This is a genomic window from Leclercia adecarboxylata (genome assembly GCF_006874705.1).
GTDB lineage: Bacteria > Pseudomonadota > Gammaproteobacteria > Enterobacterales > Enterobacteriaceae > Enterobacter > Enterobacter adecarboxylatus_C.
Map to the genome: position 1 here is coordinate 4,518,450 of NZ_CP035382.1, position 13,694 is coordinate 4,532,143.

Annotated in this window: 16 protein-coding genes, 1 pseudogene and 1 other annotated feature (1 of these 18 only partly in view); of the genes and pseudogenes, 13 read left to right on the forward strand and 4 right to left on the reverse strand. The window is 56.8% G+C overall.

The window, feature by feature from the left end; genetic code table 11:
- Positions 1–16, forward strand: a sequence feature (Trp leader region) (it extends 79 nt beyond the left edge of the window).
- 24 nt (positions 17–40) lie between these two features.
- From ES815_RS22565 to ES815_RS22600, 8 genes are all read left to right on the forward strand, one after another.
- Complete coding sequence (locus tag ES815_RS22565; protein ID WP_142489815.1) at positions 41–1,603, forward strand: anthranilate synthase component 1; 1,563 nt, start codon at positions 41–43, stop codon at positions 1,601–1,603.
- Positions 1,603–3,198 carry a bifunctional anthranilate synthase glutamate amidotransferase component TrpG/anthranilate phosphoribosyltransferase TrpD gene (gene trpD / locus ES815_RS22570; protein ID WP_142489816.1) on the forward strand — a complete coding sequence of 532 codons (1,596 nt, stop codon included), beginning with the start codon at positions 1,603–1,605 and terminating at the stop codon, positions 3,196–3,198. Before ES815_RS22565 ends, trpD begins: the two co-directional genes overlap by 1 nt.
- A gap of 3 nt (positions 3,199–3,201) precedes the next feature.
- Complete coding sequence (gene trpCF / locus ES815_RS22575) at positions 3,202–4,560, forward strand: bifunctional indole-3-glycerol-phosphate synthase TrpC/phosphoribosylanthranilate isomerase TrpF (RefSeq protein ID WP_142489817.1); 1,359 nt, start codon at positions 3,202–3,204, stop codon at positions 4,558–4,560.
- A 10-nt stretch (positions 4,561–4,570) separates the two neighbouring features.
- Complete coding sequence (gene trpB / locus ES815_RS22580; protein ID WP_142489818.1) at positions 4,571–5,764, forward strand: tryptophan synthase subunit beta; 1,194 nt, start codon at positions 4,571–4,573, stop codon at positions 5,762–5,764.
- Complete coding sequence (gene trpA / locus ES815_RS22585; protein WP_142489819.1) at positions 5,764–6,573, forward strand: tryptophan synthase subunit alpha; 810 nt, start codon at positions 5,764–5,766, stop codon at positions 6,571–6,573. Before trpB ends, trpA begins: the two co-directional genes overlap by 1 nt.
- Before the next feature lie 156 nt (positions 6,574–6,729).
- Entirely contained in the window at positions 6,730–7,941 is a 1,212-nt protein-coding gene (gene yedE, locus ES815_RS22590; protein ID WP_142489820.1) for a selenium metabolism membrane protein YedE/FdhT, read from the forward strand.
- Positions 7,938–8,171 carry a sulfurtransferase-like selenium metabolism protein YedF gene (yedF, locus tag ES815_RS22595; RefSeq protein ID WP_039030671.1) on the forward strand — a complete coding sequence of 78 codons (234 nt, stop codon included), beginning with the start codon at positions 7,938–7,940 and terminating at the stop codon, positions 8,169–8,171. The genes yedE and yedF overlap by 4 nt, the downstream gene beginning before the upstream one ends.
- A gap of 106 nt (positions 8,172–8,277) precedes the next feature.
- The gene (locus ES815_RS22600) at positions 8,278–8,550 is read left to right on the forward strand and encodes a YqjD family protein (protein WP_103179906.1); all 273 of its coding nucleotides are present in this window, start codon (positions 8,278–8,280) and stop codon (positions 8,548–8,550) included.
- Between the two features lie 31 nt (positions 8,551–8,581).
- Here the strand turns inward: ES815_RS22600 and ompW are convergent, their stop codons facing one another.
- Complete coding sequence (gene ompW / locus ES815_RS22605) at positions 8,582–9,214, reverse strand: outer membrane protein OmpW (RefSeq protein ID WP_142489821.1); 633 nt, start codon at positions 9,212–9,214, stop codon at positions 8,582–8,584.
- A gap of 225 nt (positions 9,215–9,439) precedes the next feature.
- Between ompW and ES815_RS22610 the strand changes: the two are divergent.
- The 4 genes and pseudogenes from ES815_RS22610 to yciA form a co-directional block, all read left to right on the forward strand.
- Positions 9,440–9,529 (forward strand): annotated as a pseudogene (locus ES815_RS22610) (YkgJ family cysteine cluster protein); the annotation flags it as partial.
- A gap of 25 nt (positions 9,530–9,554) precedes the next feature.
- Positions 9,555–10,298 (forward strand): YciC family protein, encoded by a 744-nt coding sequence (locus tag ES815_RS22615; RefSeq protein ID WP_142489822.1) that lies wholly within the window; start codon positions 9,555–9,557, stop codon positions 10,296–10,298.
- Between the two features lie 56 nt (positions 10,299–10,354).
- Positions 10,355–10,894, forward strand: a complete 540-nt coding sequence (locus ES815_RS22620) for a septation protein A (RefSeq protein WP_142489823.1) — start codon at positions 10,355–10,357, stop codon at positions 10,892–10,894.
- A gap of 104 nt (positions 10,895–10,998) precedes the next feature.
- Positions 10,999–11,394 (forward strand): acyl-CoA thioester hydrolase YciA, encoded by a 396-nt coding sequence (yciA, locus tag ES815_RS22625; RefSeq protein ID WP_142489824.1) that lies wholly within the window; start codon positions 10,999–11,001, stop codon positions 11,392–11,394.
- A gap of 42 nt (positions 11,395–11,436) precedes the next feature.
- Here yciA and tonB read toward each other — a convergent pair whose 3' ends face one another.
- The gene (gene tonB, locus ES815_RS22630; protein WP_142490110.1) at positions 11,437–12,168 is read right to left on the reverse strand and encodes a TonB system transport protein TonB; all 732 of its coding nucleotides are present in this window, start codon (positions 12,166–12,168) and stop codon (positions 11,437–11,439) included.
- 221 nt (positions 12,169–12,389) lie between these two features.
- Here tonB and ES815_RS22635 point away from each other — a divergent pair, with 221 nt between their 5' ends.
- Entirely contained in the window at positions 12,390–12,686 is a 297-nt protein-coding gene (locus tag ES815_RS22635; protein ID WP_032611245.1) for a YciI family protein, read from the forward strand.
- Positions 12,687–12,721: 35 nt separating this feature from the next.
- On the opposite strand, the gene leuE is transcribed toward ES815_RS22635, so the two are convergent.
- Both leuE and ES815_RS22645 read right to left on the reverse strand, forming a co-directional pair.
- Entirely contained in the window at positions 12,722–13,357 is a 636-nt protein-coding gene (leuE, locus tag ES815_RS22640; protein WP_142489825.1) for a leucine efflux protein LeuE, read from the reverse strand.
- Positions 13,358–13,427: 70 nt separating this feature from the next.
- On the reverse strand, positions 13,428–13,601 hold the full coding sequence (locus ES815_RS22645) for a YciY family protein (protein ID WP_098946243.1): 174 nt from the start codon (positions 13,599–13,601) through the stop codon (positions 13,428–13,430).
- Positions 13,602–13,694 lie beyond the last annotated feature (93 nt).

Below are 13,694 nucleotides of genomic sequence, written 5' to 3' on the forward strand. Positions count from 1 at the left end.
GAGCGGGCTTTTTTATGAACAGAATAAAGAGAACAACATAATGCAAACAGCCAAACCGACCCTCGAACTGCTGACCCGTGAGGCGGCGTATCGCCACAATCCTACCGCCCTGTTCCATCAGGTCTGCGGCGCGCGCCCTGCCACGCTGCTGCTGGAGTCTGCGGATATCGACAGTAAGGATGACCTGAAAAGCCTGCTGCTGGTCGATAGCGCGCTGCGCATCACCGCCCTTGGCAACACCGTCACCCTGCAGGCGCTCTCTGAAAACGGCGCAGCGCTGCTCTGTTTGCTGGATGACGTGCTGCCGGCAGGCATCGAGAATGAACATCGCCCGGACCAGCGGATCCTGCACTTTCCACCGGTCAGCCAGCTGCTGGACGAAGATGCCCGCCTCTGCTCGCTGTCGGTGTTTGATGCCTTCCGCCTGCTGCAAAATCTGGTGAACGTGCCGGAACACGAGCGCGAAGCGATGTTCTTCGGCGGGCTGTTTGCCTATGACCTGGTCGCCGGTTTCGAGGAGCTGCCGGAACTTGAACAAGGCAACCGCTGCCCGGACTACTGCTTCTACCTGGCAGAAACCTTACTGGTGATCGACCACCAGAAAAAATACACCCGCATTCAGGCCAGCCTGTTTACGCCGTTACTGGCGGAGAAACAGCGCCTTGAACAGCGTATCGCCCAGCTGCAGGAGCAAATGAATGAAGCCCCACCGGAGCTGCCGGTGCAGCGCGTGGAGCAGATGCATTGTGATGTCAGCCAGACGGACGATGAGTACGGCGTGGTGGTTCGCCAGATGCAGAAAGCGATTCGCGCGGGTGAAATTTTCCAGGTGGTGCCCTCCCGTCGCTTCTCCCTGCCCTGCCCGTCTCCGCTGGCCGCCTACGACGTGCTGAAGAAGAGCAATCCCAGCCCGTACATGTTCTTTATGCAGGATAACGATTTTACGCTGTTCGGCGCTTCGCCGGAGAGCTCCCTGAAGTACGACGCCACCAGCCGCCAGATTGAAATCTATCCGATTGCCGGTACCCGCCCACGCGGTCGTCGCGCCGACGGTTCTCTGGATCGCGATCTCGACAGCCGTATCGAGCTGGAGATGCGCACCGACCAGAAAGAGATGTCCGAGCACCTGATGCTGGTGGATCTGGCGCGTAACGACCTGGCGCGCATCTGCACCCCGGGCAGTCGCTACGTAGCCGACTTAACCAAAGTGGACCGCTACTCTTTCGTGATGCACCTTGTCTCCCGCGTGGTCGGCGAGCTGCGTCAGGATTTGGATGTGCTGCACGCCTACCGCGCCTGCATGAACATGGGCACCCTCAGCGGGGCGCCGAAAGTCCGTGCCATGCAGCTTATCGCCCAGGCCGAAGGTCGCCGTCGCGGCAGCTACGGCGGTGCGGTGGGTTACTTCACCGCCCACGGCGATCTGGATACCTGCATCGTGATCCGCTCCGCCTACGTTGAAGAAGGCATCGCCACCGTCCAGGCCGGCGCAGGCATTGTGCTCGACTCGGTTCCGCAGTCTGAAGCTGACGAAACCCGCAATAAGGCCCGCGCGGTACTGCGCGCGATTGCGACCGCCCATCACGCACAGGAGATTTTCTGATGGCTGACATTCTGCTGCTCGATAATATCGACTCATTTACCTATAACCTGGCGGATCAGCTGCGTGCTAACGGTCACAACGTGGTCATTTACCGTAACCATGTCCCGGCCCAGACCTTAATCGACCGTCTGGCCACCATGCAAAACCCGGTGCTGATGCTCTCCCCTGGCCCGGGTGCGCCGAGCGAAGCGGGCTGTATGCCGGAGCTGTTAACCCGTATGCGCGGCAAGCTGCCCATCATCGGCATCTGTCTGGGTCATCAGGCGATTGTTGAGGCCTACGGCGGTTACGTCGGCCAGGCCGGTGAGATCCTGCACGGGAAAGCTTCCAGCATTGAACATGACGGCCAGGCGATGTTTGCCGGGCTGATGAACCCGCTGCCGGTGGCGCGCTATCACTCGCTGGTGGGCAGCAATATCCCGGCGGGCCTGACCATCAACGCCCATTACAACGGGATGGTGATGGCGGTACGTCACGATGCAGACCGGGTGTGCGGCATGCAGTTCCACCCGGAATCCATTCTGACTTCCCAGGGCGCACGCCTGCTGGAACAGACACTCAACTGGGCGCTGCAGAAGCTGGAGCAGACCAACAGCCTGCAGCCGATTCTGGAAAAACTCTATCAGGCGCAGACCCTGAGCCAGCAGGAGAGCCACCAGCTGTTCTCCGCCGTGGTGCGCGGAGAGCTGAAGCCCGAGCAGCTGGCCGCCGCGCTGGTGAGCATGAAAGTGCGCGGCGAGCAGCCGCAGGAGATCGCCGGTGCCGCAACTGCCCTGCTGGAAAATGCCGCCCCCTTCCCGCGCCCGGACTATCTGTTCGCGGATATCGTCGGGACCGGCGGCGACGGCAGCAACAGTATCAATATCTCCACCGCCAGCGCTTTTGTGGCCGCAGCCTGTGGGCTGAAGGTGGCGAAGCACGGCAATCGCAGCGTCTCCAGCCGTTCCGGTTCGTCGGATCTGCTGGCCGCCTTCGGCATCAACCTGGACATGAACGCGGAGAAATCCCGTGATGCGCTGGACGAACTGGGCGTCTGCTTCCTCTTCGCGCCTAAGTATCACACTGGATTCCGTCACGCGATGCCGGTGCGTCAGCAGCTGAAAACCCGCACCCTGTTTAACGTGCTGGGCCCGCTGATCAATCCGGCGCATCCGCCGCTGGCGCTGATTGGTGTCTACAGTCCGGAGCTGGTGCTGCCGATTGCCGAAACCCTGCGCGTGCTCGGTTATCAGCGCGCCGCGGTGGTGCACAGCGGCGGGATGGATGAAGTCTCCCTGCATGCGCCAACGCTGGTGGCAGAGCTGAATAACGGCGAAATCAAAAGCTATCAGCTTGAAGCGGCAGACTTTGGCTTAACGCCGTATCACCAGGAGCAGCTGGCAGGCGGCACCCCGGAAGAAAACCGTGACATTCTGACGCGCCTGTTACAAGGTAAAGGTGAGCCTGCGCATGAGGCCGCTGTGGCCGCTAACGTCGCCATGCTGATGCGTCTGCACGGCGACGAAGATCTCCAGGTCAACGTGCAAAAAGTGATGGATGTGCTGCGCTCTGGCGCAGCCTACGACCGAGTGACCGCACTTGCGGCAAGAGGGTAAACAATGCAGACCGTATTAGCGAAAATCGTTGCCGATAAGGCCATCTGGGTTGAAGCCCGTAAAGAGCAGCAACCGCTCGCCAGTTTCCAGAATGAGGTGGTGCCGAGCAGCCGTCGTTTTTATGACGCCCTGCGGGGTGCGCGCACCGCGTTTATCCTGGAGTGCAAAAAGGCCTCCCCGTCGAAAGGGGTGATCCGCGATGATTTCGACCCGGCACAGATCGCCGCCATCTATAAGCACCACGCTTCGGCCATTTCCGTGCTGACCGATGAGAAATATTTTCAGGGCAGCTTTGATTTTCTGCCGATCGTCAGCGGGATCGCCCCGCAGCCGATTTTGTGCAAAGACTTTATTATCGACCCGTACCAAATCTGGCTGGCGCGCTTTTATCAGGCCGACGCCTGTCTGCTGATGCTCTCGGTGCTGGATGATGAGCAGTACCGTCAGCTTGCCGCGGTGGCGCACAGCCTGAACATGGGCGTGCTGACCGAAGTGAGCAACGAAGAGGAGCTGGAGCGCGCCATCGCCCTGGAGGCGAAGGTGGTAGGTATAAATAACCGCGACCTGCGCGATCTCTCTATCGACCTCAACCGTACACGCCAGCTCGCGCCGCGTCTGGGGGCTGGTGTGACGGTCATCAGCGAGTCCGGCATCAACAGTTATGCCCAGGTCCGCGAGCTGAGCCACTTCGCCAACGGCTTCCTGATTGGTTCGGCGATGATGGAGCAGGCCGATCTCGGCGCGGCGGTGCGTCGCGTCCTGCTGGGTGAGAACAAGGTCTGCGGCCTGACGCGTCCTCAGGATGCCGCTGCGGCCCATGAAGCGGGCGCGATTTACGGCGGGCTGATTTTCGTTGCGTCTTCCCCACGCAACGTCAGCGAAACCCAGGCGCGGGAGGTGATCGCCGCCGCGCCACTGCAATATGTGGGCGTATTCCGCAATGCGGCCATAGAGAATGTGGTAGCCCTTGCTGGTCAGCTTTCGCTCGCTGCCGTTCAGCTGCATGGCAGCGAAGATCAGAACTATATCGATGCCCTGCGTGAAACACTGAACCCGCAGGTGCAAATCTGGAAAGCGCTGAGTGTGGGCGAGACCCTGCCGCCACGCACGCTGCAACATATCGATAAATATGTTCTGGATAATGGCCAGGGCGGAACCGGGCAGCGCTTTGACTGGTCGCTGCTCAACGGCGAGAAGCTGGACAACGTCCTGCTCGCCGGGGGCTTAAGCCCGGATAACTGCGTTGAAGCCGCCAAATCAGGCTGCGCAGGTCTTGATTTCAATTCAGGCGTTGAGTCGCAGCCGGGCATCAAAGATGCTGGCAAGCTGGCTTCGGTGTTCAAAACGCTGCGTGCATATTAAGGAAGAGAAAATGACCACATTATTAAACCCTTACTTTGGCGAATTCGGCGGTATGTATGTGCCGCAGATCCTGATGCCCGCCCTGCGCCAGCTGGAAGAGGCGTTCGTGAGCGCGCAAAAAGATCCGCTCTTCCAGGCTGAATTTACCGACCTGCTAAAAAACTATGCCGGCCGTCCGACGGCCCTGACCAAATGCCGCAACCTGACCGAAGGCACGAACACCACGCTGTATCTGAAGCGTGAAGATCTGCTCCACGGCGGTGCGCATAAGACCAACCAGGTACTGGGTCAGGCCCTGCTGGCAAAACGGATGGGTAAAACCGAAATTATCGCCGAAACCGGTGCCGGCCAGCATGGGGTTGCCTCGGCCCTGGCCAGCGCCCTGCTCGGCCTGAAATGCCGCATCTACATGGGTGCCAAAGACGTTGAGCGTCAGTCGCCGAACGTCTTCCGTATGCGTCTGATGGGCGCGGAAGTGATCCCGGTACACAGCGGCTCGGCCACTCTGAAAGATGCCTGTAACGAGGCGCTGCGCGACTGGTCCGGTAACTATGAAAATGCCCACTATATGCTGGGTACCGCCGCGGGCCCGCACCCGTTCCCGACCATCGTGCGCGAATTCCAGCGCATGATCGGCGAAGAGACCAAAGCGCAGATCCTTGAAAAAGAGGGACGTCTGCCGGATGCGGTGATCGCCTGCGTGGGCGGCGGCTCTAACGCCATCGGTATGTTTGCCGATTTCATCGACGACACCAGCGTAGGGCTGGTTGGCGTTGAGCCTGCCGGTCATGGGATTGAAACTGGCGAGCACGGTGCGCCGCTGAAGCATGGCCGCGTGGGGATCTATTTCGGCATGAAAGCGCCGATGATGCAGACCGACGAAGGGCAGATTGAAGAGTCGTACTCCATCTCTGCCGGGCTGGATTTCCCGTCCGTCGGGCCACAGCATGCGTACCTGAACAGCATCGGTCGCGCCGAGTATGTGTCGATCACCGATGACGAAGCGCTGGAAGCATTCAAAACCCTGTGCCGTAAAGAGGGGATTATCCCGGCGCTGGAGTCCTCTCACGCGCTGGCCCATGCCCTGAAAATGATCAAAGACAACCCGGAAAAAGAGCAGCTGCTGGTGGTGAACCTTTCCGGTCGCGGTGATAAAGACATCTTTACCGTTCACGATATTCTGAAAGCACGAGGGGAAATTTGATGGAACGTTACGATAACGTGTTTGCTGAGCTGAAAGCCCGCAAGGAAGGCGCCTTTGTTCCCTTCGTCACCCTGGGGGATCCCTCTCCTGAGCAGTCGCTGAAAATTATCGACACCCTGATAGAAGCCGGTGCTGATGCGCTGGAGCTGGGCATTCCCTTCTCCGATCCGCTGGCCGATGGCCCGACCATCCAGGCCGCTACGCTGCGCGCCTTCGCCGCAGGCGTGACCCCGACCCAGTGCTTTGAGCTGCTGGCGACGATTCGCCAGAAATACCCGACCATTCCCATCGGCCTGCTGATGTACGCCAACCTGGTGTTTAACCGCGGCATCGACGAGTTCTACGCCGAGTGCGCGCGCGTGGGGGTGGATTCGGTGCTGGTGGCCGATGTGCCGGTCGAAGAGTCAGCCCCGTTCCGCCAGGCGGCGATGCGTCATAACGTCGCGCCAATTTTTATCTGCCCGCCGAACGCCGACGACGAACTGCTGCGCCAGATCGCCTCCCACGGTCGCGGGTATACCTACCTGCTGTCGCGCGCTGGAGTGACGGGTGCGGAGAACAAAGCCGCCCTGCCGCTGCATCATCTGGTGGAGAAGCTGGCGGAGTATAATGCTGCACCGCCGCTGCAGGGCTTTGGCATTTCGGCCCCGGAGCAGGTCTCTGCGGCGCTGGGTGCCGGTGCTGCCGGTGCGATTTCCGGTTCGGCGATCGTGAAAATTATCGAGAACAACGTCAATACGCCTGACAAAATGCTGAGCGAGCTGAAAAGCTTCGCCAGCGCCATGAAGGCGGCGACCCGTCCACAATAACAGTAACGCCGTCTGGTTTTGCCAGACGGCGTCCTGCGTAAATTGATCCCTTCGAGCTTTAGTGCATTTAACGCTGGTCAAATGTGTTTCCCGGCGTATTATCCCCCCGTCCTGTAGTTCTTCCTTCTTAAACCTTCTGAGTTCAGAGGCTTATCTATGTCGTGGCAACACTTTAAACAGGCTTATTTAATTAAGTTCTGGTCTCCCGTTCCTGCGGTTATTGCAGCAGGTATTCTCTCCACCTACTATTTCGGCATCACCGGCACCTTCTGGGCCGTGACCGGCGAATTCACCCGCTGGGGCGGTCAGCTCCTGCAGCTGGCGGGGGTTCACACCGAAGAGTGGGGCTACTTTAAACTGATTCACCTTGAAGGGACCCCGCTCACCCGTATCGACGGCATGATGATCATTGGCATGTTCGGGGGCTGTTTTGCCGCGGCGCTGTGGGCCAATAACGTGAAACTGCGCATGCCGCAGAGCCGGATCCGCATCGCCCAGGCGGTTGTCGGGGGTATCATCGCCGGGTTTGGCGCGCGACTGGCGATGGGCTGTAATCTGGCTGCCTTTTTCACCGGCATTCCGCAGTTCTCACTCCACGCCTGGTTCTTTGCCCTGGCCACCGCCATGGGCTCGTACTTTGGCGCACGCTTTACGCTGCTGCCCCTGTTCCGTATTCCGATCAAAATGCAAAAGGTAAGTTCCGCTTCGCCGCTGACGCAGAAGCCGGATCAGGCCCGCCGCCGCTTTCGCCTCGGAATGCTGGTCTTCTTCGGCATGCTGGCCTGGGCGCTCTGTACCGCGCTGGATCAGCCCAAACTCGGGCTGGCGATGCTGTTCGGCGTCGGCTTTGGCCTGCTGATTGAGCGGGCACAGATCTGTTTTACCTCGGCATTTCGCGACATGTGGATAACCGGACGCACGATGATGGCAAAAGCGATCATCGCCGGGATGGCGGTAAGCGCCATCGGCATTTTCAGCTACGTCCAGCTGGGCGTGGCGCCCAAAATCATGTGGGCAGGCCCGAACGCTATTATCGGCGGGCTGCTGTTTGGCTTCGGTATCGTGCTGGCGGGCGGCTGCGAAACGGGCTGGATGTACCGCGCGGTGGAAGGCCAGGTCCACTACTGGTGGGTCGGTCTGGGTAACGTGCTGGGCTCCACCCTGCTGGCTTACTACTGGGATGATTTTGCGCCAGCGCTGGCGACCAACTGGGACAAGGTCAATCTTCTCAACACCTTTGGTCCGCTCGGCGGGTTGCTGGTGACCTATCTGATGCTGTTAATCGCCTTTTTACTGGTACTGGCGCAGGAGAAACGCTTCTTCCGTCGCGCTGCCGTGAAAACTGAATTACGTGAGGAAGCCGCATGAAAGAGATCGTTCCCGATTACCGCCTCGATATGGTAGGTGAGCCTTGCCCCTACCCGGCTGTCGCTACCCTTGAAGCGATGCCGCAGCTAAAAAAAGGCGAGATCCTCGAGGTGGTGAGCGACTGTCCGCAATCCATCAACAATATTCCACTGGATGCCAAAAACCACGGTTATACGGTGCTGGATATTCAACAGGATGGGCCGACCATCCGTTATTTGATTCAAAAATAATAAGGGGGTGGCGACAGGCCACCCCTTTTTTTAAGTATTAATCCCATTTTCTTCAGGATATCCCCAAGGAGTCTATGCTTTACATTGACTACAAAAGGAGAACGTTATGTCAGACCAAAATCTTGATAATGATGCACAATATGCAGGTGAAAAAGCGAAGAACAAACTGGATGAATTCGCCGGTGCTGCACAGCAGCAGTTTGGCGAGGCCGTTGATTCGCCAAAACATCAGTTGAAGGGTGCCGGGCGTAAATATGCTGCTCAGGCCAGTGACGTTGTTACTGACGTTACCGACGCGGTTAAAAATAATCCCCTTACCGGCCTCATTGCCGCAGGTGCGGTGGGTATTGTCCTCGGCCTGTTGCTGGGTCGTAAATAAATAATGAAGGCCCTGCGGGGCCTTCTTCTCTTCAGAAACGATATCCCGCCGAGAACATGAACACCCACGGGTCCAGACGGGTGCTGATATTCTGCTGCTGATCGCCCGCCTTAAAGCGCACTTCGGTGTCAATGTCCATATACCAGACCGACATGTTAATCAGCCAGTCGCGGTTGATGAGGTAATCCAACCCTACCTGCCCCGCCGCGCCCCATGAGTCTTTCAGGCTCAGGTCGGAAAGGCCCGCCGCTTTACCCGTGTCGTTAAACTTCTCATCAAAGAAGGTGGTGTAGTTAACCCCGGCGCCAACATAGGGGCGAACCTTACTACCGGCATCGCCGAAATACCACTGGGCCATCAGGGTGGGCGGCAGGTGGTGAACCGTGGCGATATTCCCGGTTGGGCCTGTACCTACCTTGTGGCGAAACGGCGTCGCCGCCAGCAGTTCAACGCCGACGTTGTTGGTAGCCATCCAGGTAAAGGTCATCCCAGCCTGGGTATTGTTACTGACGTTAAAGCCGCCCAAACCCAGAACATTGTCCGAGCCTTCCGTCGGACGTACCGTGGCGGACCCCAGGCGGAAAAAGAACTCGCCTGCTTCGTGGGCAACTGCGCCGCCGGATAAACTGCTCAGAATCAGTGCTGCCACTGCTGCTTTTTTCATATCCATTCCCTCGTTATGGTTTTATTGGAGAACGGAATATACCCATAAATGATTACTAAGTGATCTCACTCAGATCACATTAGATTCAGTGATTTAACATTCATTGATCTAAATTAATTTTTTCAACTTCTGGCAAAAATTGGTAGTTAGTGCCTGGATCAATTTTGTCGTTTCAGGCGAATAAAGCGCAGCGTGATATCAACCGCGCAAAATTAGAGCGACGCATTACGGGCGCTTTACAAAGATATGCTTTTCCATACAAGCCTTGATACTGCCACCGGGCAGTTATCCAGGGTACAATTGCCCGCTAATTAACACCTGCAATACTCAAGGAGAGTGCATGTCTATCACGGCGAAGTCTGTCTACCGTGACACGGGGAATTTCTTCCGCAATCAGTTCATTACCTTTTTACTGATCGCCTTGTTGTGCGCATTAATCACGGTGGTACTTGGTCACGCCTTTTCGCCGAGTGAGGAGCAGATTGCCAGCCTGAGTCAGGGCGATCAGATCGCCAGCAGCGTCGGGCTGTTTGAGATGGTGCAGAATATGACGCCAGAGCAGCAGCAGATCCTGTTGCGCGCCTCTGCCGCGACCACCTTTTCCGGTTTGATTGGCAATGCCATTCTCGCAGGTGGCGTACTCTTAATGATCCAGCTGGTTTCTGCCGGACAACGCGTCAGCGCCCTGCGGGCGATTGGTGCCAGCGCACCGCTGCTGCCAAAACTGTTTATCCTGATCTTTTTAACCACCATGCTGGTGCAATTAGGAATTATGCTGGTTGTGGTGCCGGGGGTGCTGTTAGCGATTGTGCTCGCCTTTGCGCCGATTATGGTGGTGCAGGACAGAATGGGCATTTTTGTCGCCATGCGTAGCAGCATTCGTCTGGCATGGTCTAATATGCGTCTGGTTGCTCCGGCGGTGATGAGCTGGCTGCTGGCTAAAACCTTGCTGCTGCTGTTTGCCCCGAACCTGGCCGTACTGACCCCAAACGTCGGCGCTATAGTGGCAAATACGGTGAGCAACCTGATTTCAGCGGTATTGCTCGTCTACTTGTTCCGCCTGTATACGTTAATTCGCCAGTAATTTTTCTGACGGCCCGGGCAACACGCGCGGGCCGTCGCAGATGATGGAATCGAAGAATGAAGCAGTTTCTTGATTTTTTACCCCTGGTTGTCTTTTTTGCCTTCTACAAGCTGTATGACATCTATGCGGCAACCACCGCCCTGATCGTCGCCACCGCGATAGTGCTGATCTACAGCTGGGTGCGCTACCGCAAGGTCGAAAAGATGGCCTTGATCACCTTTGTGCTGGTGGCCTTTTTCGGCGGGTTGACCGTCTTTTTCCACAACGATGAGTTCATCAAGTGGAAAGTGACCGTCATCTACGTGCTGTTTGCCGGTGCCCTGCTGTTCAGCCAGTGGGTGATGAAAAAGCCGCTCATCCAGCGCATGCTGGGTAAAGAGCTGGCCCTGCCGCAGAGCGTCTGGTCGCGCCTGAATATCGCCTGGGCGGTATTCTTTATTCTCTGCGGTCTGGCGAATATCTATATCGCCTTCTGGCTGCCGCAGAATATCTGGGTCAACTTCAAAGTCTTTGGTCTGACCGCCTTAACGCTGATTTTCACCCTGTTGAGCGGTATCTACATCTATCGCCATATGCCGCAGGACGACAAGCAGTAATCCTCCCGCCAGGCTTTAACAGCCTGGCGTTTTCTTCTGTTCTCTCTGGCTTTAAATCATAGTAGCATCCCGCCTGAAGTCCTCCGTAATGAGTAGAGTCCATAATGACAACAACGAACGCCCCACAGGGCGAACTGGTTTTACGCACACTTGCAATGCCCGCCGACACCAATGCGAACGGCGATATTTTTGGCGGCTGGCTGATGTCGCAGATGGATATGGGTGGGGCGATCCTCGCCAAAGAGATTGCGCATGGCCGCGTGGTGACGGTCCGGGTCGATGGCATGACCTTTCTGCGCCCTGTGGCGGTCGGGGATGTCGTCTGCTGTTACGCACGTTGCGTAAAACGTGGGAATACCTCGGTATCGATCAACATTGAGGTGTGGGTGAAAAAGGTCTCTTCTGAGCCTATCGGCCAGCGTTATAAAGCGACCGAAGCGCTGTTTATTTATGTCGCGGTGGATAACGACGGGAAACCACGTCCTCTGCCGCAGGTCTGACAATCAGGCCAAAAAAAAGCCTCCGTCAGGAGGCTTTTTTATTTATTCCATCTGTGCCCCGCCGTTGAGGCGGAAAACGATATTCACGATCAGGCCGCTGCCTGGCTTACCGGTTTCGTAGCGCCATTTGCGCATCGCGGTTTTCACATCTCGTTCAAACATATTCGATGGCTGTGCAGAAAGGATTTGGACATTATCCACCCGCCCGTCTGCGGTCACGTCAAACTTCACGCGAACGCGTCCTTCAATGCGTAACGCCTGCGCCCGCGCCGGATATACCGGCTGATTACGGCTCAGCGCACGCGGGCCGGAAGGGGCCGTGGCGACCGGCTTAGCGGTAGCTGGCGAAGAATTCATCACCGGGCGAGCCGGAGCCGCGTTGGTCACCGGCTGGGTGGTGCGCGGTTCAACCGGGCGCTCTTCACGCTTCGGACGCTCTTCCACCTTTTTCACCGGTTTTGGTTTCGGCTTCGGTTTTGGTTTTGGCTTGGGTTCCGGCTTATGGATCACCACTGGCGCTTCTTTGGGCGGTTCAGGAACGATTTCCGGTTCCGGTTCCGGCTCGGGTTCTGCAACAGGTTCTGGTGGTGGTGCGACCTGCACGGGCTCCAGCTCCGCAGGTGTTACCATGGTCACAGAAATCGGCTGCGCGGGCGCTGGCATTTCAATAACCTGATGTACCGATGTGTAAAGCAGACCCGCCACGACGGCTCCGTGAATACCGACGGACAATAGCGTCGGCCAGGGAAAGCGGCGAGGGAGTTCAAGGGTCATTGAAGTCATAATCGTTTCAGTTAAAAAGCCAGGCCCTGATTTTAAATGCAAATAGCAATCATATTCAATAAGCCAGTTAAACTTCGCCCGAATTAACCGTTCAGCTGGCGAAAAAAGGCACGTAGTGAGCAGGGTTTTAACAATGTCGCTATCTTTGCATTGCAGTCCCCTGCACTTTCACATAACGTAATTCACACTTTTATTGGTTTAGGAGCTCCGCCGTGCTTTATGTGATTTTTGCTGCAGATGTTGCTGATTCTCTTGAAAAACGTCTCTCCGTGCGCCCTGCCCATCTTGCGCGCTTACAGCTGCTGCATGACGAAGGCAGATTACTCACCGCAGGGCCGATGCCCGCTGTGGACAGCAACGATCCGGGTGCGGCCGGCTTTACCGGCTCGACGGTGATTGCCGAGTTTGAATCGCTGGAAGCAGCGCAGGCATGGGCGCAGGACGATCCGTATGTGGCCGCTGGGGTGTACGATAACGTCGTGGTGAAGCCGTTTAAAAAAGTTTTCTAGGATAAAAAAGGCTCCTTATCAGGAGCCTTTTCTCGTTAGTGCAGCGACGCCAGCCGCGCCGCGAAGCCCACAAACAGCAAACCTATCAAGCCATTCCCCAGCTTCGCCAGTTTCTTTTTAGTCTTCAGGTAGCGGGTGACAAACGCCCCGGAGAAAATCAGGAAGCTCATGTAGATAAAGCTGATGACCTCCAGCGTGACCGCGAGGATCATAAAGGCGACACCGGTGTTTTTCGCCTGAACATCAATAAACTGCACAAAGAACGAGACATAAAACAGTATCGCTTTCGGGTTGGTCATACTTAGCACCAGCGAGCGTTTCATAATGGTTTTTGCCGGCTCGATACCACCGGCTTCGCCCTGCTGTGTATGCCGGATCACCGACCAGAGCATCTTGCCACCCAGCCATAACAGATAGAACGCCCCGAGATAGCGCACGACATTAAACAGTACCGGGGTGGTCTGGATCAGTGCAGCAACCCCGGCCCATGCCAGGAACATCAGCACCGCATCGCCGATAAACACGCCGCTGGCGGCCAGATAGCCCTTTTTCACGCCGTGACCAATACCGGTTTTTAAGACGAATAAGGTATTTGGGCCCGGAACCAGAACGATAAAAATGGCTCCAACAACATAGGTCCAGAAATTAAGCACACCAAAATCCGCAAACACTTCATCCTCCTTTTCGAAATAGCGAATCTTTAAAAAACATCGGGCACCTCAGAGGGTGCCCTTGTGTCGTTCAGTAATCCTGAACGGCGAACAGCAACGCATTGCGATGACGGTTCATACTGCATTTTCTGATGGCGTGGATACGCATATTACGGCGGGATTGTGCTTCCAGCCAACGCGCTTTGCGACGACCTGTCTGTCGCAACATGCGCCAGCGCCCTACTTCTGTTCTACTGCGCTTCATGTTAACAACTCTTCCCAAAACAGAGCGCTCATTATAGACCCTTGCCTGCGGCAAACCAGCGCTTTTATCTGCCGTTTTTATTTGCCAGAAAAA